A 23,135-nucleotide genomic window follows, 5' to 3' on the forward strand; every position below is an offset into this window, starting at 1 on the left:
CCGAAAGGCTCGCCGGTGCCCGACCGCCCCCGACCACCTGCCGTCCCCGGCTCGCACGCCGCCGGCGTGACCGGGATGGCCGACGGGACGTCGTGGTCCGCCGCCGACACCGAGGCCACCGTGTGCTGCCTGTGCGGGGTGCCCGGTGAAGTGGTGCACCGGCGGCCTCCGTTCGCGGTGGTCCGGTGCCCGATCTGCGCGCTGGTGTTCGTCTCGCCGCGGCTGACCGCGCCGGCGTTGCAGCGGCTGTACGACGAGCCGGCCTACTTCGAGGGCGGCGTCTACGGCGACCGCACCCGATGGTCGCCGGCCATGGTGCTGCAGCGGGTCTGGTCCCACGGCCGGCTGGCCGACCTGGCCCGGCTGCGACCGCCGCCGGCCAGCCTGCTGGAGATCGGCAGCGGCTACGGGTTGTTCCTGGCGGCCGCCCGGGACGCCGGCTACCAGGTCCGTGGGGTCGAGCTGTCCCACACCGGGGTGCAGGTGGCCCGGTCCGAACTCGGGCTCGACGTCGTGGAGGGTCAGCTCGCCGACGCGCCGACGGACCCGGTCGACGTCATCTGCTTCTGGGACACCCTGGAACATGTGCCCGACCCGCTGCAGTTCCTGCGGCAGGTCCGGGCCCGGCTGGCCCCGGACGGGGTGATCGCCCTGTCCGTGCCGTCGGTGTCCTCCCTGCCGGCCCGCGCCCTGGGTTCGCGCTGGTGGACGCTCAAGCCCGAGCAGCACATCTGGCACTTCACCCCGCGCACCTTGGCGCTGGTGGCGGCCCGGGCCGGGCTGGTGATCACCTCGGTGGTCCGCTCACCCGTCCGGGCGGCCAACGCCGGCCGGCTGGACTCCATCGTGGCCTTCGGCCGGGCCCTGCCCGAGCGCGTGGACGGCGGTGCGCCGGATGTCTGAGGCCCCCGAATGGTTGATGCAAGGGCTGGCGCACGCCCCGGTGTTCGACGACCTGATCGGCCAGCAGCATGCGATCGAGGAGCTGTCGCTGGCCGTCGCGGCCTCGCACGGCGATCCGGGGGTACCCGGCGCGGCGATGACGCACGCCTGGCTGTTCACCGGGCCGGCCGGGTCGGGCCGCTCGGTCGCGGCCCGCGCGTTCGCGGCCGCCCTGCAGTGCGCCGACCGGGGCTGCGGGCACTGCTCGCATTGCCGCACGGTGGCCGCGCACACCCACTCGGACGTCCGGGCGGTGATTCCCGAGGGGCTGACCATCTCGGTCAAGGAGATGCGACAGGTGGTCCAGCTGGCCGCCCGTAGCCCGGCCGCCGGGCGCTACCAGATCGTGCTGATCGAGGACGCCGACCGGCTCACCGAGGGCGCCTCGAACGCGCTGCTCAAGGCGGTCGAGGAGCCGGCCGAGCACACGGTCTTCCTGCTCTGTGCGCCGTCCACCCACCCCGACGACGTGTCGGTGACGATCCGCTCGCGTTGCCGGGTGGTCGGGCTGCGCACCCCCTCGGCGCCGGCGATCGCCGACGTGCTGGCCCGCCGCGACGGGGTCGATCCCGAGACCGCGCACTGGGCGGCGTCGGTGGCGGCCGGGCACGTGGGCCGGGCCCGCCGGCTTGCCCGCGACGAGCAGGCCCGCGAGCAGCGGCGGCAGGTCCTGGCCCTGCCGACCTCGCTGGCCTCGGTCGCCGACGTGTTCGAGCAGTCCGCCGAGCTGCTGGCCCGGGCCAAGGGCGAGGCCAGCTCGATGTCGCAGACCCGGGACGCGGCCGAGATTGAGGAGCTGAAGACGGCCCTGGGGGCCGGCGGCACCGGCAAGGGCGCGGTGGGCGCGGCCCGTGGGTCGGCCGGCGTGGTCAAGGAGATGGAACGGCGACAGAAGTCGCGAGCCACCCGGACCGAGCGGGACGTGCTCGACCGGGCCCTGGTCGACCTGTCCGGCTTCTACCGGGACGTCCTGGCCCGCAGCCTGGGATCGACGGCGCCCCTGCTCAATCCGGACATGCCCGGGCAGGTCGACGCGGTGGCCAAGCGACTCGGTCCGGACGGGGCGCTGGCCGCCGTGGACGCGGTGCTGGCCTGCCGGGAGGCCATCGAGCTCAACGTCAAGCCGCAGATCGCGATCGAGGCGATGGTGATGGCCCTGTTCGCCGGGGGTCAGCGGCGCCGGTCGGCCTGACCGGAAGCGCGCGTCAGCGGGTGATCACGCCGGGCGCGGGCACCGGGGCGGTCGATCGGCGGAACACGGCCACCGACACCAGCACCCCCAACCCGAGGGCCAGCAGGGCGATGGCTTTGGCGGTCAGGATCCGTCGCGTGGTTCCGCTCATCGAAGGACACGATTCGCACGGCAGGCCTGGGTCATGCCGGCACTCTACGCACGGCCCGGCCGGACCGCCGTCCGGACGCGGCGGTGGCCGCGAGGGCCCGGGCTACGGATGCCCACCGCGTACCGTGGCCTGTCATGGGCATGTTGTGCGCTGTGACCTTCTCCCAGAACGGGCAGTTGCACTACGCCGACCCGGGGGATCTGCGCCCCGAGGTGGGCGAGATGGTGATGCTGCCGACCGAGCAGGGGGCGGTCGCCGCGCGGGTAGTGTGGGCCGCGGAGTACTCCAGCGAGGACACCGATGGGTTCCCCAAGCTGGTGGGCATGGCCACCGAGGCCGACCTGGCCGCCACCGAGCAGCTGCGTCGGATCAAGGCCCGCACCCTGGTCGCCAGCCGCCGGCTGATCCGCGAGCACGGGCTGCTGATGAAGGTGCTCTCGGTCGACCCGCAGCTGGCCGCCGGCAAGACCGTCATCTACTACTCCTCGCCGGAGACCGTCGACTTCCGCTCGTTGCTGCGTGATCTGTCGGCCACCCTGGGCACGCGGATCGAGCTGCGGCAGTTGGCCGCCCGGGACTCGGTCCGGGTGACCGGCGCCATCGGCTCTTGCGGCCGCGACACCTGCTGCTCCACCTTCCTCAAGGACTTCGAGCCGATCACCCTGGCCATGGCCCGTGACCAGGACCTGCCGGCCAACCCGATGCGCATCTCCGGCGCCTGCGGCCGGCTGATGTGCTGCCTGAAGTACGAGCACCCGCTCTACCAGGACTTCAAGGCCACGGCCCCGGCGATCGGGGAGGACGTCGAGACCCCCGCCGGCCCGGGCCGGGTCGTCGGCCACTCGGTGCCGGGGGAGTCCGTGGTGGTCAAGCTGGCCGCCGACGGCACCCGGCAGGTGTGTCCCAAGGCGTCGGTCTGCGGCTCGCGCAAGGCCTACGAGTCCCGGGACCTGACCCCCGGCTGACCCTCGCCCGGCCTCACCAGAGCGAGGCGATCAGGGCCCCGACGGCGAAGGCAGCGGCGGCCACCCAGATCCAGGTCGGCACATGCTTGCTCACGGCTGTCCCGTCCCTCGCCTCATCCGGCCACCACCGATCCATTGACCACCGACACCGGAACCGTCGGCAGCGGCTGTTGGGCAGGTCCGCGCCGCACCGCGCCGGTGGCGGCGTCGAAGGCGCTGCCGTGGCACGGGCAGGTGATCTCGCCGCCGCTGACCGCCGACACCAGGCAACCCTGATGCGTGCACACCGCGGAGAAGCCGTGCACCGTCGTGCCCGCGCCGCGGGTCACCACGATCTGCCGGTCCGGGAAGACGGTCCCGCCGTTCTCCGGGATGTCGGCGAGCGGGGTGATCGCCGCCGATGCCCCGGCCGGCTCGGGGTATTCCTCGCCCCCGGCGCGGGGTCGCGGCGTGGGTCCGGCGACGACGTACCAGGTGGCCCCGGCCGCGGCCGCCACCAGCGCCACCCCGGTGCCCACCAGCACCGACCGGCGCGACGCCGCCGCCGACCCGGCCGCGGCGGGGGGTTCGGTGACGGTGGGCCCGCTGCCCGGTGGTGAACCGGTGGCGGCTGGCGGATAGCCGATCCCCGGCGGTGGGTAGCCGGCTCCCGGCGGGGGGTAGCCGGTCCCGGGTGGTGGGTAGCCGGGACCGCCGGCCGGCGCGGCACCGGGTGGCCCGGAATATCCGGGACGGTAGCCCGGCGGTGACGCGGGAGGCGGCGGATACGGCGAACTCGGCGGGTACGGCACATTCGGCGGATACGAGGCAGGCGCCGAAGTCGGGCGCCCCGGCGCCGGCGGGCCGCTCCAGCCGGCCGGCGGGTACGGCCCCGCCGGCCGCGGCGGGAATCCGGTCGGGGGCCCCGCCGACGCAGACCGGGCCGACGCAGACCGGGCCGACGCAGACCGGGCCGACGCAGACCGGGCCGACGCAGACCGGGCCGGCCCGGGCGGGGCCGGGTTCCAGCCAGGCACAGGCGGGGCGGCGGCCGGCAACCCGGACGGACCGGGCGGGTCGGGAGCCGCATGTCGAGGGGTCGTCGGTCGACCGGCGGGTCCGCCACCGGCAATCGGACGGGGGACCTGTCGGGTCACCTGGTCGTCGGCGGGTGGTTCGTCGCCGGACCGTGCGGCCGGGTCCCCTTGCGGGTGGTTGCTGCTCACCGGTGTGCCTCCGGGCATCTGGTCGGGGACGAGTCGGGTCCGGTCATCGCAGGGAGAGCCCGGACAGGGCGATGGCCCAGAACGCTGAGGTGAACCACACGACGGCCAGCACGGTGGTCAGCAGGCTGCCGAGCACCGGCAGCGTCCAGCCGGACAGGCCGGGCAGTCGCAGCGCCAGCATCTTGGCCGCGAACACCCCGTAGAACAGGCACCCGGCGATGGAGTGCGCCACCGTGCGGGCGGACGAGTCGGAGAACCCCAACGCCCAGACGCAGGCGAAGGCGACCGGCAGGGTCAGCACGAAGGCGATGACCCCGGACCACCGATGAACCGGACCGGCCCAGGCCGGCGCGCCGCTGACCCCCGGCAACCGACCCCACATGGCCAGCGCGCTGATCACCTGAACGACGACGAAGGCGGCCGCCGCGGTCGAGAGCCAAGTCTTCATCGCCACCAGGCTGGCGAACCCGAAGTGCGGCACCGGGGCGCCGTTGCCGGGATGAACCATGGCGTAGGCGCCCAGCATGGCCGCCACCGCCAGGCCCAGCACGCCCGCGGCGGCCAGCCCCCAGCGGGCTCGATCGCGGACGCCGGCGGATTCGGTACCGGACATGGCGCCTCCTCGATTCGGGTGTCCGGGGCTCGCGTCGCCGCAGGTCCCCACTGATAGGTGGTACGGGCCACGAGCGTCATCGGTTCTCGCCACCGGCTGCGGTGATCCGGACGCGTTGACACAGACACCCCAAACGGTGCGCTTGCTCGACGCGCCCGTCAACGAGCCGGCAAAGATAACGAATCGATAACGACCCGCAGCGTTCCGTGATAGTTCCGTCACATCTGGCAACTACTCCGCAGAACATCTCGCCGCGATCCGGTGGAGATGAAGGACGTTCTGTTTGGAGGGATTGTGCGAAGAAATGCTCTCTGGTTGACCTGCGCGGTTGCGGCGGCCATGGTGCTGCCGGCGACCCCGGCCGCCGCGATCGACCAGGTCAACACCCAGAAACTGCGCCAGGCCGTGACGGTCAGCGGGATCCTCGGCCATGAGCGGGTGTTCCAGCGCATCGCGAACCAGAACGACGGCACGCGGGCCTCCGGTACCTCCGGTTACAAGGCCTCCGTCGACTACGTCCGGCGCACCCTGGCTCAGGCCGGGTACGACGTTCGGCTGCAGAAGTTCGACTTCAACTTCTTCCAGGAGTTGGCCCCCGCGCAGCTGAGCGAGCTCTCGCCGACCCCCACCGACTACCAGACCGAGACCTTCGAGTACTCCGGCAACGGGGACGTCTCCGGTGCGCTGGTCGCCACCACCGACATCCAGGTCCCGCCCGGGGCCGAGCCGAGTTCGTCCACCAGTGGCTGCGAACCCGGCGATTTCCCGGCGGCCGGGTCCGAGCCGGCCGTGGCCCTGATCCAGCGCGGGACCTGCACGTTCGAGCAGAAGGCGGCGAACGCGGCGGCGGCCGGGTACGACGCGGCGATCATCTTCAACGAGGGTCAGCCCGGCCGGACCGACCTGCCCGGCGGCACGCTCGGCAACCCGCAGAGCATCCCGGTCGTCGGCCTGAGCTACGCCGACGGTGCCGCGTTGTACGAGCAGCTCGCGGCGGGCGCGGTGACCGTCCGGGTGGCCACCTCGACGGCCAGTGAGGTGCGGCCGACCTGGAACGTCATCGCCGATTCCCGTGGCGGCGACCCGAACAAGGTGGTGGTCGTCGGGGCGCACCTGGACTCGGTGCTGGAGGGCCCGGGCATCAACGACAACGGCAGCGGCTCGGCGACGATCCTGGAGACGGCGGTCCAGATCAACAAGCTGGGCCTCAAGCCCCAGCAGAAGCTCCGGTTCGCGTTCTGGGGGGCCGAGGAGGCCGGTCTGCTGGGCTCCACCCACTACGTCGACAGCCTGTCCGACCAGCAGCTGTCCACCATCATGGCCAACCTGAACTTCGACATGCTCGGTTCGCCGAACTACGTCCGGTTCGTCTACGACGGTGACGGCTCGTCCGGCACGGCCGGACCGCAGCCGGGCTCGGGGCAGATCGAGCAGATCTTCACCAATTACTTCGCCGGGCAGGGGCTGGCCAGCGCGCCGACCGACTTCGACGGCCGGTCCGACTACGGGCCGTTCATCGAGGCCGGCATCCCGGCCGGTGGTCTGTTCAGTGGGGCCGAGGGCATCAAGACGGCGCAGGAGGCCGCCATCTACGGCGGCACGGCCGGCGAGCCCTACGACGCCTGCTACCACCAGGCCTGCGATTCGATCCAGGCGCCGAACAACAACCTCAGTGACCAGGCCCTGGCCGAGCTGGGCGATGCCGCCGCGCACGCCATCTGGACCCTAGGCAAGACCAGCACCGGGTTCTACGCCGACGGCAGCCGGATGGCGGCCAGCCAGGCGGTGTCCCTGGACCAGTTCGACTACCGCGGCGGTCAACTGGTCAGGTGACCTGATCGTCGCACTGTGAAACGACCCGGGCCGGCTACTGCGCCGACCGGGTCGTTTCGCTGTGCGGACGGTATGGATTTGGTCACCGCAGTGTGGTGTCGGGCGGTGGGAGCGACGGCGCCGGTTAGCCTGGTAGCTGGAGATCGGCCGCCGCATCGGCGTCCGACACGGCCGCGGAGTTCACGCGTACCCGACCTGCCACCCGGAATCATTCGAACTGGTGAATGAATGCCGTTGCGGCTCAGGACGTCTGATTCTCGGCGAAACCGAGCACCGGCTGATGTCGCTTCACGACCCGCGGAGGACCCTATGACCACTCACCGACTGCCGGCCGCTCGGCGGATCGCGTTGACGCTCGGCCTGGGTGGACTGCTGGTCGCCGTGGCGGCGTGTTCGGGCAGTACGTCGGCCGCCACCCTCACCCAGGTCGCCGGATCCACCGTGGCCGGGCCCAGCTCGGCGGGCGGCGCCGCGACCAGCGGCTCGTCGAGCGCGACGACCTCCTCCAGCGCGGCCCCAGCCCCGGTCGCGACGGTGACCGCCTCGCCCGCGTTCGGCGGCGACACCATCTCGCCGACGGCGCCGGTCACCATCACCGTGGCCAAGGGGACCATCAGCAACCTGACGATGACCAACCCGCAGGGCGCCACGGTCGACGGCACCCTGTCGGCCGACCACGCGAGCTGGACGCTGGCCGAGCCGCTGGGCTACGGCAAGGAGTACCAGGTCACCGGCACCGCGGTCGGCACCGACGGCAAGTCCGTGGCGATCGAGGGCAGCTACACCACGGTGACGCCCGTCGACCAGATCACCACCTCGATCTCCCCGGGTGACGGCGCCGTGGTCGGGGTCGCCGCGCCGGTCATCGTGCGCCTGGGCTACGCCCCGGAGGACAAGGCGCTGATCGAGCAGCACGTCAAGATCACCACCACCCCGGCGGTCGAGGGCGCCTGGGCCTGGATCCAGCACGACGGCGAGAAGTACCCCTCGTTGGACTGGCGGCCCAAGGAGTACTGGCCCTCCGGCACCGTGGTGCACGTCGAGTCCGACATCTACGGCTTGCCCTTCGGTGACGGCTACTACGGCGGCGACAACGTCACCAGCGACTTCACCATCGGCCGCAACCAGGTGGTCAAGGCCGACGCCAACGCCTACAACATCGTCGTCCAGCAGGACGGGGTGACGGTGGCGACCTACGACGCGTCCTACGGCAGCGGCGACGTGATCGGTGACCCGAACCGGGTCACCCGCTCCGGGGTGCACGTGGTGATGGACAAGCAGGAGACCACCAAGATGAGCAACCCGGCCTACGGCTACACCAACATCACCGAGCACTGGGCCGTGCGGATCAGCGACAACGGCGAGTTCATCCACCAGAACCAGGGCACCGTCGGCGACCAGGGCGTGGACAACGTCAGCCACGGCTGCATCAACCTGTCCGCGGCCAGCGCCGAGGCGTACTTCAACACGGCGATCTACGGCGACCCGGTCGAGGTCACCGGCACCAGCGTGCCGCTGTCCAAGGCCGACGGCGACATCTACGACTGGGCTTACAGCTGGGACGAGTGGAAGGCCCTGTCGGCCGCGTGACCGGCCGGGTCGGAGTCGGCCGTCACGAACGGTAGACTCTCACCCGCCGCCGCTGTAGCTCAGTCGGCAGAGCGTCTCACTCGTAATGAGAAGGTCTGGGGTTCGATTCCCCACAGCGGCTCCATCAGGCGGCTCGGCCGTCTGTCATCACCGCGCCACCCCGCTCAGCAAGGCGGCGCCGGCGGGCAGTCCGAGGTGATGCCCCGGTCGGCCATGGCCTGCAGGATCGTCGTGCAGATGTCCTGGAAGTTGGCCAGCTGGGCCGGGGTCAACGGATCGAACATGGTCGTCTTGACCACCCGTGCGTGTCCCGGCGCGAGTTCGAGCAGCCGTTCGTAGCCGGCCTGGGTCAGCTCGGCGACCTGGCCCCGTTTGTCGCCCGGCGCGGGCATGCGCCGCACCCATCCGGACTCCTCGAGCCGCGAGACCGCGTGCGAGACCCGGGACTGGGACGAGCGGACCGCTTCGGCCAGCTGATTCATCCGCAGCGATCGGTCCGGCGACTCGGACAGCATGGCCAGGATCAGGTAGTAGGCGTGGGGCATCCCGCCGGTCTGCTGCATGTCGCGTTCGATCGACTCGTTCAGCTGACCCGACATGCGCAAAAACGCGCGCCACACCCGCTGTTGCTCGTCGGTGAGCCAGGGATCGTCGGACATCCGCCGATTATCTCCCCGTCCGGCGGATCGGCTGGTCACCAACAGATACTTGAGCGCTCAACTAAATCGCGCTACGATAAGGGGCAACACGATGCTTCCCCCCGAATCGAGTCGAGATGACCACCACCGAACGCCCGGCCACTGACCGGATGCCCGTGCTCTACCTGTCCCACGGCGCCCCGCCTCTGGCCGACGACGCGGTCTGGACCGAGCAGCTGGCCGCGTGGAGCCGCGACATCCCGCGGCCGACGTCGATCCTGGTCGTCTCGGCGCACTGGGAGTCCGCCCCGCTGGCCGTCGGGGCCACCGAGACGGTGCCGCTGACCTACGACTTCTGGGGATTCCCGGAGCGCTACTACCAGGTGACCTACGAGGCGCCGGGTGCACCCGAGCTGGCCAAGGACGTCGCCGGCCTGCTCACCCGGCCGGGCCAGCCGGTGCACCAGGACCCGAACCGCGGCCTGGACCACGGCGCGTACGTGCCGCTGGTGGAGATGTACCCCGACGCCGACATCCCGGTGCTGCAGGTCTCGATGCCCACCCTGGATCCGCGGGGCCTGTTCGAGGTCGGCCGCCAGCTGGCGCCGTTGCGCGACGACGGCGTGCTGATCATCGGCTCCGGCTTCACCACCCACAACCTGTCCCTGGCCGATTTCGGGGACACCACCGGCGCCGGCCCGGCCTGGGGCCAGGAGTTCGACGCCTGGGCCAAGGAGGCGGTCGAGTCCGGCGACATCGACGCCATCCTGGACTTCGAGCACCGCGCGCCGGCCGCGCGTATCGCCCACCCGCGCACCGAACACTGGGCCCCGCTGTACGTCTCGCTCGGCGCGACCGCCGACGAATCGCAGGACGCGACGAGCACTGTCGACGGCTTCTGGTACGGCCTGTCCAAGCGGTCCTTCCAGCTGAGCTGACCCCGGCCGGAGGGTGGCGGCGGCAGGCCGCACACTGGTGCCGTGTCCCCTGACGCGCTGACGCCGGCCGAGTTCGCCGCCCTGCACCGCGCTGCCGAGCTCGCCGAGTACGGCGCCGCGACCGCCCTGCCCAACCCGGTGGTCGGCTGCGTGCTGCTGGCCCCCGGCGGGTGGACGGTCGGCGAGGGCTACCACCGGCGGCCGGGCGGCCCGCATGCCGAGGTGGCCGCGCTGACGGCCGCCGGCCCGTTGGCCCGGGGCGGCACCGCCGTGGTCAGCCTGGAGCCGTGCAACCACACCGGGCGCACCGGCCCGTGCTCGCAGGCGCTGATCGCCGCGGGCGTGAGCCGGGTGATCGTCGCCGTCCGCGACCCCTGGCCGCCCGCGGCCGGCGGGGTCGACCACCTGCGGCAAGCCGGCGTCCAGGTCGTCGATCTGCCGTCCCTGGCCGGCCAGGATCCGGCCGCGGCCGCCGCCGTCGAGCACGCCCAGGACGTCAATCGGGTCTGGCTGGCCGCCATGCGGCACGGCCGCCCGTTCGTCACCTGGAAGGTCGGCATGACCATCGACGGCCGGGTGGCCGCCGCCGACGCCACCAGCCGCTGGATCACCTCACCGCAGTCCCGCGCCGACGTGCACGCGCTGCGGGCCCGGGTCGACACGATCATGGTCGGGGTCGGCACCGTGCTGGACGACGATCCCGCCTTGACCGTGCGCGACGATCAGGGCGAGCCGGTGGGTCGCCAGCCGCTGCGGGTGGTGATCGACTCGTCCGGCCGCACCCCGGCGCAGGCTCGGGTGCTCGACGACGCGGCGCCGACCTGGCTGGCCACCGCCGAGTCGGCCGGCACCGGCGCGGACGGTCGGGTGGACCTGGCCGCCGTGCTGGCCGAGCTGTGGCGACGCGGCCGGCGGCACGTCCTGCTCGAGGGCGGTCCGCACCTGGCCGCGTCGTTCCTGGATGCCGGCCTGGTCGACGAGGTAGTGGCCTACGTGGCGCCGACCCTGCTCGGGGCCGGACCGTCCGCGCTGTCCGGCGGCGCGGTCGGCACCCTGTCCGACGCGCACGCTGCCGAGTTGGTCGACCTCACCCGGTTCGGCCCCGACGTGCGGCTGCGCTACCGGATCGGCGCCCGCGCCTGACACACCAGTGGCGCATCCCCGGAGAACCGGGAATGCGCCACTGGTGAAGCGGTGCGGTCGGTCAGACGGTCACGCGGCGTCCGCAGCGTGCTCGTCGGGCGCGGCCATCAGCGACATCCGCTGGCTCTGGGCCCGCAGCTGAGCCCGCTTGTCGCGCGGGGGAACGCCGTTGATGTCCTCGGTGGAGTATCCGTAGATGCCGGTCGCCCAGGCGGCGGCGTCCAGGTTGCGATCCAGGGCGACCCGGTCGACGTTGCCCAGGTTGTCGCAGGCCTGGTGGTAGCACTTGTCGTAGGCCACGCCGGCCGTGCCACCCCACAGGCTCACCTGGTCCGCGGTCTTGAGCTGCTCGGCTCCGGTGAACAGCCCGCCCGACGGGATGCCGACCGCGATGAACGGACCGTAGTCGGACCGTCCGTCGAAGTCGGTGCCCTCGGTCTGCACCTTGAGTCGATCGTTGAAGAAGTTGACGAAGGTCTGTTCGATCTGCGCCGATCCGTACGGCCCGGATCCAGACCCTTCCTGATCGGAATCATCGCCGTCGTAGACGAAGTAGCCGGCGTTCGGGGAGCCGATCATGTCGAAGTTCAGGTACATGGCGATGTCGAGCTGCTGGCTGAAGGTCAGGCCGTTCACGTAGGCCTCGGAGCCGAGCAGGCCGAGTTCCTCGGCGCCCCACCAGGCGAACCGCACGGCGTTGTTGGTCTTGGGTGAACCACCCAGCTTGCTGGCGATCTCCAGCAGGGCGGCCGAGCCGGAGCCGTTGTCATTGATGCCCGGTCCGGCGGCCACGCTATCGAGGTGGGCGCCCAGCATGACCACGTTGTCCGTGCGGCCGGTGCGGGTCTGGGCGATGACCTGCTGCGCGGTCTTGGTCGCCGGGACGACGCGCATGTCGACCGTGGCGGAGGTCCCGCCCTGCGTCTTGAGGGTGTCCCCGTCGGCCTGGCTGATGCCACCCACCGGGATCGGGCCGGGCGTGGTGATCGTGACGTTGGTCAGCGGTCCGGGCACGTTGTTCGACACCACTGCGGCCACCGCGCCGGCCGCGGCCGCGTTGGTCGCCTTCTGCGCGAAGGTGCAGCCGCCGCGGCGGATCAGCGCGATCGTGCCGGTGTAGGTCTGCGAGGCGAAATCGGCGGCCTCGCAGCCGGTGGTGCCGTCCTCGGGGACGACCGCCAGCGGCCCGGTGAGCCCGCCGGCCGGGGTGTCGATGCTCTCGTTCATCTTGTAGACGGTGAAGGTGCCCCCGCCCACCACCAGCGACTGGCCGACGTAGTCGGACACCTCGTACTGGAAGTCCTTGACCTGCACCTTGAACCCGTAGCTGCGCATCTGGCCGGCGACATAGTCGACGCTGGCCCGGTAGCCGGCCGGGTCGCTCACGGTGGTCCCGTTGATCACCGCCCGGTTGCCGCCGTTGGCATCGGCAATCCGCTGCAACGCGATCAGATGGCGGTTCGCCCCGCCCACCGTCACGTTCTTGACCAGCTGTTCGGCCAGCTTGGTCTCCTTGCCAGCCGCCGCGCCGGCTGGGGGTGCGAGAAGCCCACCGACCAGGAGCAGGGTACTGAGCAGGACCACGCCGGCTCGCCTTGCGCCACGCATGTAGTCACCTTTCGGGCAGGGGGCAGCGACACCGGGTGTGATCCGGCGTTCACTGTTTGTGATGTGTCTGAGATAACACTGTGAAGTGCATGGACGTCAAGGGTGTTCGGATCCGGCGACGAACGAAAACCCTGATGGCCCAAGGCAAATGCGTCGTTTGCGAGGGAAAGGACGGCATGACCGGATTGTGACTTTTCGCTCACACTGAGTCGTGCACGCGATGGAGGGCGGTGGGCCGCCCTCGGGCCAGCCTCCGGCCCTATCCTCGGAACATGATCAGGGCACGAACGGCGGCGGCGCTGACGGTGGGCGTGCTGGCACTCACCGGGTGCTCGACCTCGGCCACCCCGAACGGCTCGGTGGCTTCCTCGACCGGCGCCTCGACCGGCGCCTCGACCGGTGCGTCGGCCGTCGCGGCCGGGCCGGTCCGGCTCCTCGACCCGGCCGACTTCGAGTCCCAGTCGGCCGGCCGGACGGTGATCAACGTGCACATCCCGGACGAAGGCGCTTTGCCGGGAACGGATCTCACGCTGCCCTACAACCAGATCAAGCAGCGCGCCGCCGACCTGCCGGCCGAGAAGTCCACGCCGCTGGCCATCTACTGCATGAGCGGAAACATGAGCGCGATCGCCGGCCGCGAGCTCGCGCAGCTCGGCTACACCGACATCATCGAACTCGACGGCGGGATGATGGCCTGGCAGGCCTCGGGGCGCCCGTTGCTGCCGGCGGCGGGCTGACCGCTACCGATCACTGAACCGGCTTGACCGGGGTGCGCACCCAGGTATCGAAGAAGGCGGACAGGTCCTGGCCCGACGCCTTTTCGAAGACGGCCTGGAAGTCCTCGGTCGAGGCATCCCCATTGCGGTACCGCTGCAACCACAATCGGGTGCCCGCGCGGAACGCGGGGTCGCCGATCTTCTCGTGCAGGGCGAACAACGTCGCCGCCCCCCGGTCGTAGACGGCGTCGACGAACAGGCCCTTCGGCCCTGGATCGGCGACCACCGTGGTCCAGAACGGGTCGGCCGCGTCGATGCCCATCACCTCATCGAAGCTCGCCTGTGCCGACTGGCCACCGCGATGCTCGGTCCACAACCAGGTCGCGTAGGTGGCCCAGCCCTCGTTGAGCCAGATGTCGGCCCACCGGTGCGGGCTGACCGAGTCGCCGAACCACTGATGGGCCAGCTCGTGGGCTACCGTGCCCTCGCGCGCCCGCAGCGAGTACACCGGTCGGGTCTGCGTCTCCAGGGCGTAGCCGACGGTGTCGTCGTCGACGATCGCGCCGAACGAGCCGAACGGGTAGCGGCCGAATCGGCCGGAGAAGAAGTCGATCATGTCGGGCTGTAGCGCCAGACTGGCGTCGGTCGTCGCCCGGTTCGCCGGAGTCAGGTCGCGATCGACGGCGTTGACGATCGGCAGACCGGTCCTGGTTCGGGTGGAGGTGAGGTCGAAGTCGCCGACCGTCGCCGTGGCCAGGTAGCTGGCCTGCGGGTCGGGTGCCTCCCAGTACCAGGTGGTCCACCCGGCCCGCGTCTTCGCCGGCCGGGACTGCAGGCCGTTGGCGACGGCGGTCTTGCCCTGCGGCACGGTGATCGTGAAGGAGTAGGTGGCCTTGTCGGTCGGGTGATCGCTGACCGGGAACCAGGTCATGGTGCCCTCGGGCTCGCCGACCACGATCGCTCCGTCCCGGGTGGTCACCCAGCCATACAGGGCGTCCTCGATATCAGTGGGTCGGGTGGTGGGGCCGCCGTACTCGACCACGACGGTGGCTCGCTGGCCCTTACGGATGCCCTGGCCCGGACGGATGGTCACCTCCCAGATGCGGGCGGCATCGTCCTGGACCTGCCAGTAGGCCGCACCCCGAACGGTGGCGGTCGCTGCCGGTGGATCGATCTCGCGGGATCGTTGCCCGTTGACCGAGACCGCGCTGACGTCCATTCCGCGCAGGTCGAGGTTGAACTGGTCCAGGTTCTGGGTGGCGGTCAGGGTGATGGTGGCCCGGCCGTCCAGGCGCCCGACCAGCGGAGCCGGATCGGCGGCGGGCGGCTGGTACTTCAGATCCAGGTCGTAGTGCGAGACGTCGAAGCCTCCGTTGCCGGCGAACGGGAAGTAGTCGTCACCGGCACCGGGCGCCCCGGCCGAGAATCCGCCGCCCCCGCCGTGGCCGCCGCCCCGATCCCCGGTGGTCGCCGTTGCCGTGGTCGGGACGAGAATCGACACGCCCATGGTCAGGGCGATCACGGTGAACCATCGGGCCCGGCCTGCGGTCATGGCACCTCCTGTGCGAGGCCTGTGACGCTACGCCGCTCGGCCCCGGTGGCAACCGCAGAGTTCGGCGGATATCGACGCCAAATCGGCCGAGATGTGCGCGGCTTCTTCTATGGTCGCGGGAGCGATAGTCGCGGCAGTCGACCGGCGGACCGGGAGGCTCGGTGGGCCCCGTGGGGATCGAACCCACAACCCGCGGATTAAAAGTCCGCTGCTCTGCCAATTGAGCTAGAGGCCCGCGCGATCAGTGTCCGGAGGGGGCCCGGTCGCGACGCGAGCTTACCGGCTCGGTTGGATGTCTTCGGACACCACAGCGAGGGGAACGGGCGATGGCGGGCGAGGACGACGAGCGTGAGGTCCAGGACACGACGCTGATGCGAGGGGAGCAGACGCACGCCTGGTCGGCCGTCGACCGGCCGGGCGTCGACCCCTCCGATCCCCGGCCCCAGGGACCGGATACCGGCGGGTTCGCCGACGTGCCCGCCGCCACCGGCCCGCACGGCTCCGCGGCTCCGGCCGGCGTGCCCTCCGGGCCGATGCGGGACATCGGGCCGGCCGCACCGGTCGGTTACGGCCCGGTTCCCGGTCCCGGCCCGGGCGCTGCCCACCCGGCGCTGCCCGGCCCGACCCTGCCGCCGGCGGCCCCGCCGCCCCCGCCGGGGCCGGTGCTTGAGGCCAGCGGGCTGGGGCTGCTGGGCAAGTCGGGCTGGGTGTTCCAGAACATCGACCTGACCCTGCGTGCGACCTCGGTCGCCGCCATCGTCGGGCCGTCGGGCACCGGCCGGTCCAGCCTGCTGCTCGCCCTGGCCGGCCGGTTGCAGCCCACCGCGGGCTCACTGACCGTGGCCGGGCACCGTTACCGGGACAAGCCGTCCGCGGTCCGGCAGCTGACCGCGATCGCCCGGGTCGGGTCCGTCGCCCACCCCGAGCCCGCGCTGACCATCCGTGAATACGTCGCCGAGCGGTGCCTGCTCGAGGATGTCGGGTTGCCCGAGGGGCGCACCCGGTTCGCCGCCGCCTGCGACGCTCTGCAGCTGTCGTTGAACCCGTCGACGCAGGTCGGCTCGCTGTTCGGCGATCAGGCCACGCTGTTCGCCGTCGCCGCGGCATGTGTGCGGGTGAGCGCGGTGATCATGCTCGACGATGTCGATCGCGGCGTCTCCGGCGCGACCCAGCAGCTGATCCTGGACGCCCTGATCCGGCTGGCCATGACGGGCCCGACCGTGGTGGTCACCACCACCGACCGGATCCCGGTCATGGAGGCCGACGTCGTGCTCGATCTGACCCCGTCCACAGGTGCGGCGATGTGGCAGTTCGACCGCAACGCGCCGCTGCCCGCGCCGCTGCCGGGACCGGTCATCGGCCAGCTCGGGCCGGCCGCCGCGGCGGCGCCGACCAAGACGGCGGAGCCGGACCAGCCGCCGCCCGACGAGACGCCCACGACCATGCTGCCGCCGCAGCCGGACTACCCGGAGGATCCGGCCGACGAGTCGGACCCACCGGCCCCGCCGTCCGACGAGCCGAGACAGGACCAGCGATGATCAAGACCGTCAAGCTCGCCGGCTACGAATTCCGCCGGTTCAAGGGCCCCTGGCCGGTGATCGGTCTGCTGTTCGTGCTGCTCATCCCGACGGTTTACGCCGGGCTGTACCTGTGGTCGAACTGGGATCCGTACGGCCGCCGCGATCAGGTTCCGGTCGCCGTGGTCAACCTCGACGAGCCGGCCCAGGTGGAGAACGCCACGATCAGCGCGGGCGACCGGTTGGTCAGCGAACTGGGCTCCGACCCGATCTTCGCCTGGCAGTTCGTCGGGCAGGACCAGGCCGAGCAGGGCCTGGCCGACGGCACCTACTACATGATCGTGGAGATCCCGCCGGACTTCTCGGCCAACCTGGTCAGCGGATCCGGGGCCACCCCGGAGCGGGCCAACGTCAACCTGCGGCTCAACGACGCCAACGGGTACCTGACCCAGTTGCTGGTCGCCTCGGCCCAGCCGCAGCTGGAGGCGGCGATCGACCGGGCCGCGCTGGGTGCCTATCTCGAGTCGGTCTTCGCCAATCTGGACACCATCCGCGATGGCGTTCGGGCCGCCGCGGGGTCGGCCGGCAAGCTGGCCGCCGACACCGGCACCGCGCTGACCAGCGCCACCGATACGGCCAACGCCGTCACCGCGGCCAAGCAGAGCTCGACCACGGTGGTCGGCGACCTGGCCACGGCCAAGTCCTCCTCGTCGGCGCTGGTCACCTCGTCCGGCGACGCCAAGGCCAGTTCGGCGTCGGCGGTCACCGCGTTGGGCAGCGCCACCAGCGCGGCCTCCACCCTGTCCTCCTCGGCCGACAGCGCGTCCTCCAGCGCCAGCTCGCTGGCCGGCAGCGTGGGTCCCTCCATCAGCGCGATCGATGCGGCCGCCCCGGCGCTGGGTCAGTCGGCCGCCAACGTCGAGGCAGCCACTCAGGACACGTCCTCGCTGGCGGCCCAGCAGACGCAGGACGTGGCCTCGGTCAACAGCGTGATCGCCACCCTCAAATCGCAGAACCCGGGCGTCAACTGGTCCAGCCTGGATGCGGCCATGGCCGACCTGGGCACCAACACCGGGCTGCTCAACCAGTCGGCCGCCCAGGCCTCGGCCCAGGCGGTGTCGGTGAACTCGTCGGCCACCACCGTCACCAACGCCGCGTACGGCCTGTCCGGGGCCGGCAGTGAGCTGACCAACCTGGCGACCACCACGGCCACCGTCTCCACCGGCCTGTCCGGCCTGCTCGACAGCGTCTCGACGGCCGCCAACGCCGCCTCCGGGGTGGACAGCGCGGTCAACGGCATCGCCGCGTCGGCCACCGATCTGGACTCCTCGATCGGCGCCGCCCAGCTGGCCGCGCAGAGCACCGACGACAGCCTGACCGTCGCCGAGACCAGCTCGTCCACCCTGGTCAGCACGATGACCGGGATCAACGGCGCGGCCTCCGAACTGGCCACCGGCCTGAGCGACGCCGCCGATCGCATCCCGACGCTGGCCCCGGGCGAGCAGGCCCAGACCGAGCAGGTGCTGTCCTCGCCGGCCGACATGACCGTGCTGGTCGACAATCCGGCGGTCGTCTACGGGCGGGGCATGGCGCCGACCGCGTTCAGCTTCGCCATCTGGGTGTTCGCGCTGGCGGTGTTCCTGCTGCTGCGGCCGATCGCCGCGGGTGCGCTGCTGGCCCGCGCGTCGTCGCTGCGGATCGCGGTGGCCGGGTGGCTGCCACCGCTGGCGGTGGGCATCGTCGGCTCGCTGCTGCTGTTCGGCATCGTCTGGTTGGGCCTGCATCTGGACCCGGTCAACGCCGGCGCCGCGGTGGGGGTGATCGCGCTCGGCGTCGCCTGCTTCACCGCGCTCACCCACCTGCTGCGGACCTGGTTGGGCAAGATCGGCACGGCGATCGCGCTGGTGCTGCTGATGGTGCAGTTCACCGCGTCCGGCGGGCTGTATCCGATGCCGACCACACCCACCCCGTTCCAGGTGATCGAGAAGGCCATGCCGATGACCTACCTCATCGACGCGCTGCGGATCACCTTCACCGGCGGGCTCTACCAACGACTGTGGATTGACCTGGGCGTGCTCGCCGGGATCACCGTGGTCGCGGTGGGACTGACCGTGCTGGTGGTGCACCGCCGGCGCACGTTCCGGCTGACCGACCTGCAGCCGATCCTGTCCTGACAGTGAGGATGTAGGGGTGGATCGCCGTCGAGCTTCGGCTTGACTCGTGCCCTGACTGACCGTGGTGTCCTGAACGGGATGTGTCGGCCGGGGTTCGGCGGCGATCTCGGCACCTGCCGGACGGGCGTCGTGACCTTATAGGAGCCTGGCCAGAGGCCCCGTCACTGTCTTGTCCGCCCGCCCGACCGGCGCGTGCCGCCCTTCCCGGTTCAGCGACAGGACGGCAGGTCAACGATGACAGCAGTACAAGCGGAGCGACAAGCAGACTCATCGGCGGTCGAGGTGGTCGGCGGTGTGGACACCCATAAGGACACCCACACCGCGGCAGCGGTGGACACCGCGGGGCGGGTGTTGGGGTCGGCCCAGTTCCCCACCGACGCCGCCGGCTACCGGGCGTTGCTACGGTGGCTGCGCGGGTTCGGGACGCTGCTGCTGGTCGGTGTCGAGGGCACCGGTGTCTACGGGGCCGGCCTGGCCCGATTGCTGGCCGCCCAGGGCGTGGCCATGGTCGAGGTCGACCGGCCCGACCGCAAGGCCCGCCGGTGGCAGGGCAAATCCGATCCCGTCGATGCCGAGGCTCCGGCCCGGGCCGCGTTGGCCCGGGTGCGCACCGGGCTGCCCAAGCATCGAGACGGTCGTGTCGAGGCGCTGCGGGCATTGCGGGTGGCGCGCCGTTCGGCCGTCGGGCAACGCGCTGACGTGCAGCGACAGATCAAGGCGCTGATCGTCACCGCACCGGAATCGCTGCGCGCCCAGCTGCGGGCGTTGCCCGACCGAGAACTGATCAAGGTCTGCGCCGACCAGCGGCCGGACCGTGCCGGTGCCGGCGATCCGGGCACGGCCACCAAGATCGCGCTGCGCTCTCTTGCTCGGCGCCACCGGGCGCTCAGCGTCGAGATCGCCGATCTCGACGAGCTGCTCGGTCCGCTCGTGGCCCAGATCAACCCCGGGCTGCTCGCACTCAAAGGCATCGGTCCCGACGTGGCCGGGCAGATGCTCGTCACGGCCGGCGAGAATGCCGACCGCCTCACCAACGAGGCCGCCTTCGCGATGCTGTGCGGCGTGGCGCCCTTGCCTGCTTCGTCGGGCAGGACGACCCGGCACCGGCTCAACCGCGGCGGAGACCGAGCCGCCAATAGCGCACTCTGGCGCATCGTCATCACCCGCATGGGCACCGATGATCGAACCAAGAACTACATCGCCCGACGCACCGCCCAGGGGCTGACCAAGCCCGAGATCATCCGCTGCCTCAAGCGATATGTCGCCCGAGAAGTCTTCCTCGCGCTTACGTCCGCGTCCGCAGAAAAACGACCCGCCAAAGCAGCTTGACAACCATAGGAGCATCCCGGCCCCGAGTCGGGCGGGTCCGCGTTCGCGGGGGGCTGGCCGATCGGGAAAGGTTGTCCCGGTGACGGACGATCAGCTCCCGGCCGCGGCCCGACCCGGCCCCGAGGGCAGCACGCAGTCGGAACCGCCGGCCCCGGACGAGGCCGCCGCCCCGCCGCCCACGCCGGCCCTGGTGGCCACCGGGCTGGGCCTGATGGGCGGGGCCGGCTGGGTCTTCCGGGAGGTGTCGCTCACGGTGCCGGCCGGCGCGCTGGCCGCCGTCGTCGGTCCGGCCGGTTCCGGGCGGTCCAGCCTGCTGCTGACCCTGGCCGGCCGGATGGCCCCCACGGAGGGCCTGCTGTCGGTGCTCGGCCATGACCTGGCCGCCGACGCGGCCGCCGTCCGCGGGCTGACCAGCGTCGCCCGCGCGGGCGGCGTGATCGGCCCGGAGCCGGCCCTGACCGTGCACGAGTCGATCGACGAGCGGTGCCTGATCGACGACGTGCCCGCCGCCGAGGGGCACACCCGGTTCGACCAGGCGTGTGCCGCGATGCAATTCACCCCGGACCCGACCGAGCCGGTCGAAGGCGTGACGGGGGAGCGGGCGGCGCTGCTGGCCGTCGCCCTGGCCTTCGTCCGGACCAGTGCGGTGATCGTGCTGGACGACCTGGACCGGGACATCGCGGTGGCCGGCCGGGGGGCGCTGGCCCAGGCTCTGCGCCGGGTCGCCGACCTCGGGCCGGCGCTGGTGGTCGCCGCCACCGACTCCTCGGCGGTGCCGGGCGCCGACGTCGTCGTCGACCTCGCTCTGCCCGCCGGCCGCACGCCGTGGTCCTTCGATCCCGCCAGTGGAAATGGGTCAGCCCGATGATCAAGACGATCAAGCTCGCCGGCTTCGAACTGCGCCGGTTCAAGGGTCCGCTGCCGATCATCGCGCTGCTGTTCCTGTTGCTGGTCCCCTCGCTCTACGGGGCCCTGTACCTGTGGTCGAACTGGGACCCCTACGGCCGGCTCGACCAGGTCCCGGTCGCCGTGGTGAACCAGGACGTGCCGGTCACCGGGCCGGACGGGCAGAGCGTGGACGCGGGCAACCGGCTGGTCGCCGAACTGCAGAACGACCCGATCTTCGACTGGCAGTTCGTCGATGCCGGCACCGCCGCCGACGGCCTGGCCGATGGCACCTACTACCTGACCATCACCATCCCGGCCGACTTCTCGGCGAACCTGGTCAGCGGCGCGACCGACGATCCGGAGCGGGCGATCGTCGTGATGAACCGCGACGACGTCAACGGGTACGTCATCGGGTTGATGACCTCGACCGTGCAGCAACGGCTGGAGGCGGCGATCAACCGGGCCGCGATCAGCTCGTACTTCGACGCCGTCTTCACCAACCTGGACACCCTCAAACAGAACGTCACCGACGCCGCCAACGGGGCCGCCCAGCTCGCCTCCGGGGCCGACTCCGCGCTGTCCGGCGCCACCGACCTGGCCGGCGGCATCACCCAGCTCAAGGACGGCTCGACCAAGCTGGTCGGCGGGCTGAACGACGCCAAGTCCGGCTCGTCGCAACTGGTCACCGGCTTGGGCACGGCCAAGGACGGCTCGGCCAAGCTGGTCACCGGGCTGACCCAACTGCAGCAGGGGTCCAGCCAGTTGGTGCCGGGCGCCCAGCAGGTCGCCGACGGCAATGCCAAGCTCGCCTCGACGGTGGTCCCGGTGCTGGACCAGGTGAACGCGGCCCTGCCGGCGGTCCAGCAGGCCAACGCCGACGCCAAGGCCCGGATCGACGCCTTCGCCACCGGCGTCACCACCCAGCAGGCGCAGATCCAGGCGGCGGTCGACGCGCTCCCGGCCAGTCCGGAGAAGGCGGCCCTGCAGACCGCCGTGACCAACGCCGGCACCGCCCTGAACACGGCCGCCGGCAACGCCCAGCAGGCCGCCGCCGGCATCGACTCCACCCTCGGCCAGCTCAACCAGAACGCGGCCGCCGACCTGACCCAGGCCAGCACCGATCTGACCAACCTGGCCTCCGGTTCGGCCCAGGTCGCCGCCGGCGCCGCCCAGCTGAACACCGGCATCGGGCAGGCACTGACCGGGGCCACCGACCTGGACACCGGCATCGGGCAGCTGCAGGCCGGCGCGAGCAAGCTGGACAGCGGGATCGGCGACCTGCAGACCGGGGCGACCCAGCTCGACCAGGGTCTGGGCACCGCCCAGACCGGTTCGGCCGATCTGGTCACCGGGCTGACCCAGCTGGATCAGGGGGCCAACCAACTCGCCTCGGAGCTGACCGCCGGGGCGGACAAGATCCCGGTGTTCGCCCAGGACCAGCGGGACAACGCCGAGCAGGTGCTGTCCTCGCCGGCCGACGTGCAGGTCAACGTGGCCAACCCGGCCAACGTCTACGGCCGCGGGCTGGCCCCGTTCTTCTTCGCCATCGCCATCTGGGTGTTCGGCATCTCGGTGTTCCTGGTGATGCGGCCCATCTCGGCCCGGGCCCTGGCCGGCCGGGCGTCCTCGCCCCGGATCGCCATCGCCGGCTGGCTGCCGGTGGTCGGCATGGCCGCGGTCGGCTCGATGCTGCTGCTGCTCGTTGCCCAGGTCGGGCTCGGGCTGGACCCGGTCAACGTAGCCGGCTCGATCGGGGTGGTGCTGCTGGCCGCGGCCTGCTTCACCGCGATCGCCCACCTGCTGCGGACCTGGCTGGGCGTGGTCGGCTCGGCCATCACCCTGGTGCTGCTGATGGTCCAGCTCACCAGCGCCGGCGGCCTGTACCCGGTGGAGACGCTGCCGGCGCCGCTGCGGGCCATCCACGCCTTCATCCCGATGACCTACCTGATCGACGCCCTGCGGATCACCTTCACCGGCGGCCCGACCGATCACCTGTGGCGGGACGTCGCCGTGCTGGCCGGCTTCGCCCTGGTCGCGGTCGGCGCCTGCGTGTGGGTGGTGCACCGCCGGCGCACCTTCCGACCCCGGGATCTGCACCCGCTGCTGGGCTGAGGGTCCGCCGCGCGAGGTTGTGGCGCAGA

At 71.6% G+C, this 23,135-nt stretch carries 19 protein-coding genes and 2 tRNA genes; 14 read left to right on the top strand and 7 right to left on the bottom strand.

All coding sequences use genetic code 11. From position 1 onward, the window contains the following. Nucleotides 1-15 precede the first annotated feature (15 nt). Together NAMU_RS03690 and NAMU_RS03695 are read left to right on the top strand one after the other, a co-directional pair. Nucleotides 16-903 (top strand): class I SAM-dependent methyltransferase, encoded by an 888-nt coding sequence (locus tag NAMU_RS03690; RefSeq protein WP_217180737.1) that lies wholly within the window; start codon nucleotides 16-18, stop codon nucleotides 901-903. Beyond that, nucleotides 896-2,134, top strand: coding sequence for a DNA polymerase III subunit delta' (locus tag NAMU_RS03695; RefSeq protein WP_015746073.1), 1,239 nt, complete (start codon nucleotides 896-898; stop codon nucleotides 2,132-2,134). Before NAMU_RS03690 ends, NAMU_RS03695 begins: the two co-directional genes overlap by 8 nt. 13 nt (nucleotides 2,135-2,147) lie before the next feature. On the opposite strand, the gene NAMU_RS29740 is transcribed toward NAMU_RS03695, so the two are convergent. Further along, entirely contained in the window at nucleotides 2,148-2,285 is a 138-nt protein-coding gene (locus tag NAMU_RS29740; RefSeq protein WP_015746074.1) for a hypothetical protein, read from the bottom strand. A gap of 134 nt (nucleotides 2,286-2,419) precedes the next feature. On the opposite strand from NAMU_RS29740, the gene NAMU_RS03700 reads away from it, so the two are divergent. Next, complete coding sequence (locus NAMU_RS03700) at nucleotides 2,420-3,250, top strand: PSP1 domain-containing protein (RefSeq protein ID WP_015746075.1); 831 nt, start codon at nucleotides 2,420-2,422, stop codon at nucleotides 3,248-3,250. A 113-nt stretch (nucleotides 3,251-3,363) separates the two neighbouring features. On the opposite strand, the gene NAMU_RS03705 is transcribed toward NAMU_RS03700, so the two are convergent. Beyond that, a complete protein-coding gene (locus NAMU_RS03705; protein WP_217180739.1) occupies nucleotides 3,364-3,768 on the bottom strand; it encodes a Rieske (2Fe-2S) protein in 405 nt (134 codons plus the stop codon). A gap of 730 nt (nucleotides 3,769-4,498) precedes the next feature. Continuing rightward, entirely contained in the window at nucleotides 4,499-5,068 is a 570-nt protein-coding gene (locus tag NAMU_RS03710) for a DUF6529 family protein (RefSeq protein WP_015746078.1), read from the bottom strand. 315 nt (nucleotides 5,069-5,383) lie between these two features. Here NAMU_RS03710 and NAMU_RS03715 point away from each other — a divergent pair, with 315 nt between their 5' ends. The 3 genes from NAMU_RS03715 (at nucleotide 5,384) to NAMU_RS03725 (ending at nucleotide 8,615) form a co-directional block, all read left to right on the top strand. Next, nucleotides 5,384-6,901, top strand: coding sequence for a M20/M25/M40 family metallo-hydrolase (locus NAMU_RS03715; protein ID WP_217180741.1), 1,518 nt, complete (start codon nucleotides 5,384-5,386; stop codon nucleotides 6,899-6,901). Nucleotides 6,902-7,210: 309 nt separating this feature from the next. Next, nucleotides 7,211-8,491: a L,D-transpeptidase gene (locus NAMU_RS03720; RefSeq protein ID WP_015746080.1), complete on the top strand. Its 1,281-nt coding sequence runs from the start codon at nucleotides 7,211-7,213 to the stop codon at nucleotides 8,489-8,491. A gap of 48 nt (nucleotides 8,492-8,539) precedes the next feature. Continuing rightward, nucleotides 8,540-8,615 (top strand) — tRNA-Thr (locus NAMU_RS03725). Between the two features lie 40 nt (nucleotides 8,616-8,655). Here NAMU_RS03725 and NAMU_RS03730 read toward each other — a convergent pair. Continuing rightward, the gene (locus NAMU_RS03730; RefSeq protein WP_015746081.1) at nucleotides 8,656-9,150 is read right to left on the bottom strand and encodes a MarR family winged helix-turn-helix transcriptional regulator; all 495 of its coding nucleotides are present in this window, start codon (nucleotides 9,148-9,150) and stop codon (nucleotides 8,656-8,658) included. 116 nt (nucleotides 9,151-9,266) lie between these two features. On the opposite strand from NAMU_RS03730, the gene NAMU_RS03735 reads away from it, so the two are divergent. Together NAMU_RS03735 and ribD are read left to right on the top strand one after the other, a co-directional pair. After that, complete coding sequence (locus tag NAMU_RS03735; RefSeq protein WP_015746082.1) at nucleotides 9,267-10,067, top strand: dioxygenase family protein; 801 nt, start codon at nucleotides 9,267-9,269, stop codon at nucleotides 10,065-10,067. Nucleotides 10,068-10,109: 42 nt separating this feature from the next. Beyond that, nucleotides 10,110-11,210, top strand: coding sequence for a bifunctional diaminohydroxyphosphoribosylaminopyrimidine deaminase/5-amino-6-(5-phosphoribosylamino)uracil reductase RibD (gene ribD, locus NAMU_RS03740; RefSeq protein ID WP_015746083.1), 1,101 nt, complete (start codon nucleotides 10,110-10,112; stop codon nucleotides 11,208-11,210). A 69-nt stretch (nucleotides 11,211-11,279) separates the two neighbouring features. Here the strand turns inward: ribD and NAMU_RS03745 are convergent, their stop codons facing one another. Further along, nucleotides 11,280-12,818 (bottom strand): M28 family metallopeptidase, encoded by a 1,539-nt coding sequence (locus NAMU_RS03745; RefSeq protein ID WP_015746084.1) that lies wholly within the window; start codon nucleotides 12,816-12,818, stop codon nucleotides 11,280-11,282. 272 nt (nucleotides 12,819-13,090) lie between these two features. On the opposite strand from NAMU_RS03745, the gene NAMU_RS03750 reads away from it, so the two are divergent. Then, entirely contained in the window at nucleotides 13,091-13,555 is a 465-nt protein-coding gene (locus NAMU_RS03750) for a rhodanese-like domain-containing protein (RefSeq protein ID WP_015746085.1), read from the top strand. A 10-nt stretch (nucleotides 13,556-13,565) separates the two neighbouring features. Here the strand turns inward: NAMU_RS03750 and NAMU_RS03755 are convergent, their stop codons facing one another. Both NAMU_RS03755 and NAMU_RS03760 read right to left on the bottom strand, forming a co-directional pair. After that, the gene (locus NAMU_RS03755; protein ID WP_015746086.1) at nucleotides 13,566-15,086 is read right to left on the bottom strand and encodes a M1 family metallopeptidase; all 1,521 of its coding nucleotides are present in this window, start codon (nucleotides 15,084-15,086) and stop codon (nucleotides 13,566-13,568) included. Between the two features lie 162 nt (nucleotides 15,087-15,248). Beyond that, nucleotides 15,249-15,321 (bottom strand) — tRNA-Lys (locus NAMU_RS03760). A 91-nt stretch (nucleotides 15,322-15,412) separates the two neighbouring features. Between NAMU_RS03760 and NAMU_RS27005 the strand changes: the two genes are divergently transcribed. From NAMU_RS27005 to NAMU_RS31355, 5 genes are all read left to right on the top strand, one after another. Next, a complete protein-coding gene (locus tag NAMU_RS27005) occupies nucleotides 15,413-16,624 on the top strand; it encodes an ATP-binding cassette domain-containing protein (protein WP_015746087.1) in 1,212 nt (403 codons plus the stop codon). After that, entirely contained in the window at nucleotides 16,621-18,777 is a 2,157-nt protein-coding gene (locus NAMU_RS03770) for a YhgE/Pip family protein (protein ID WP_015746088.1), read from the top strand. Before NAMU_RS27005 ends, NAMU_RS03770 begins: the two co-directional genes overlap by 4 nt. Nucleotides 18,778-19,011: 234 nt before the next feature. Continuing rightward, nucleotides 19,012-20,106, top strand: coding sequence for an IS110 family RNA-guided transposase (locus NAMU_RS03775; protein WP_052307793.1), 1,095 nt, complete (start codon nucleotides 19,012-19,014; stop codon nucleotides 20,104-20,106). 79 nt (nucleotides 20,107-20,185) lie between these two features. After that, entirely contained in the window at nucleotides 20,186-20,974 is a 789-nt protein-coding gene (locus tag NAMU_RS03780; protein WP_015746090.1) for an ATP-binding cassette domain-containing protein, read from the top strand. Further along, entirely contained in the window at nucleotides 20,971-23,106 is a 2,136-nt protein-coding gene (locus NAMU_RS31355) for a YhgE/Pip family protein (RefSeq protein WP_015746091.1), read from the top strand. The genes NAMU_RS03780 and NAMU_RS31355 overlap by 4 nt, the downstream gene beginning before the upstream one ends. Nucleotides 23,107-23,135 lie beyond the last annotated feature (29 nt).

It is taken from the genome of Nakamurella multipartita DSM 44233, assembly GCF_000024365.1.
Lineage (GTDB): Bacteria > Actinomycetota > Actinomycetes > Mycobacteriales > Nakamurellaceae > Nakamurella > Nakamurella multipartita.

Bases quoted from the DNA above. Each gene is read 5' to 3' on its own strand.
- NAMU_RS03750 (WP_015746085.1), top strand. From the start codon at position 13,091: ATGATCAGGGCACGAACGGCGGCGGCGCTGACGGTGGGCGTGCTGGCA.
- NAMU_RS03720 (WP_015746080.1), top strand. From the start codon at position 7,211: ATGACCACTCACCGACTGCCGGCCGCTCGGCGGATCGCGTTGACGCTC.
- NAMU_RS31355 (WP_015746091.1), top strand. From the start codon at position 20,971: ATGATCAAGACGATCAAGCTCGCCGGCTTCGAACTGCGCCGGTTCAAG.
- NAMU_RS03755 (WP_015746086.1), bottom strand. From the start codon at position 15,086: ATGACCGCAGGCCGGGCCCGATGGTTCACCGTGATCGCCCTGACCATG.
- NAMU_RS03710 (WP_015746078.1), bottom strand. From the start codon at position 5,068: ATGTCCGGTACCGAATCCGCCGGCGTCCGCGATCGAGCCCGCTGGGGG.
- NAMU_RS03700 (WP_015746075.1), top strand. From the start codon at position 2,420: ATGGGCATGTTGTGCGCTGTGACCTTCTCCCAGAACGGGCAGTTGCAC.
- NAMU_RS29740 (WP_015746074.1), bottom strand. From the start codon at position 2,285: ATGAGCGGAACCACGCGACGGATCCTGACCGCCAAAGCCATCGCCCTG.
- NAMU_RS27005 (WP_015746087.1), top strand. From the start codon at position 15,413: ATGGCGGGCGAGGACGACGAGCGTGAGGTCCAGGACACGACGCTGATG.
- NAMU_RS03695 (WP_015746073.1), top strand. From the start codon at position 896: ATGTCTGAGGCCCCCGAATGGTTGATGCAAGGGCTGGCGCACGCCCCG.
- NAMU_RS03775 (WP_052307793.1), top strand. From the start codon at position 19,012: ATGACAGCAGTACAAGCGGAGCGACAAGCAGACTCATCGGCGGTCGAG.
- NAMU_RS03770 (WP_015746088.1), top strand. From the start codon at position 16,621: ATGATCAAGACCGTCAAGCTCGCCGGCTACGAATTCCGCCGGTTCAAG.
- NAMU_RS03745 (WP_015746084.1), bottom strand. From the start codon at position 12,818: ATGCGTGGCGCAAGGCGAGCCGGCGTGGTCCTGCTCAGTACCCTGCTC.
- NAMU_RS03730 (WP_015746081.1), bottom strand. From the start codon at position 9,150: ATGTCCGACGATCCCTGGCTCACCGACGAGCAACAGCGGGTGTGGCGC.
- NAMU_RS03735 (WP_015746082.1), top strand. From the start codon at position 9,267: ATGACCACCACCGAACGCCCGGCCACTGACCGGATGCCCGTGCTCTAC.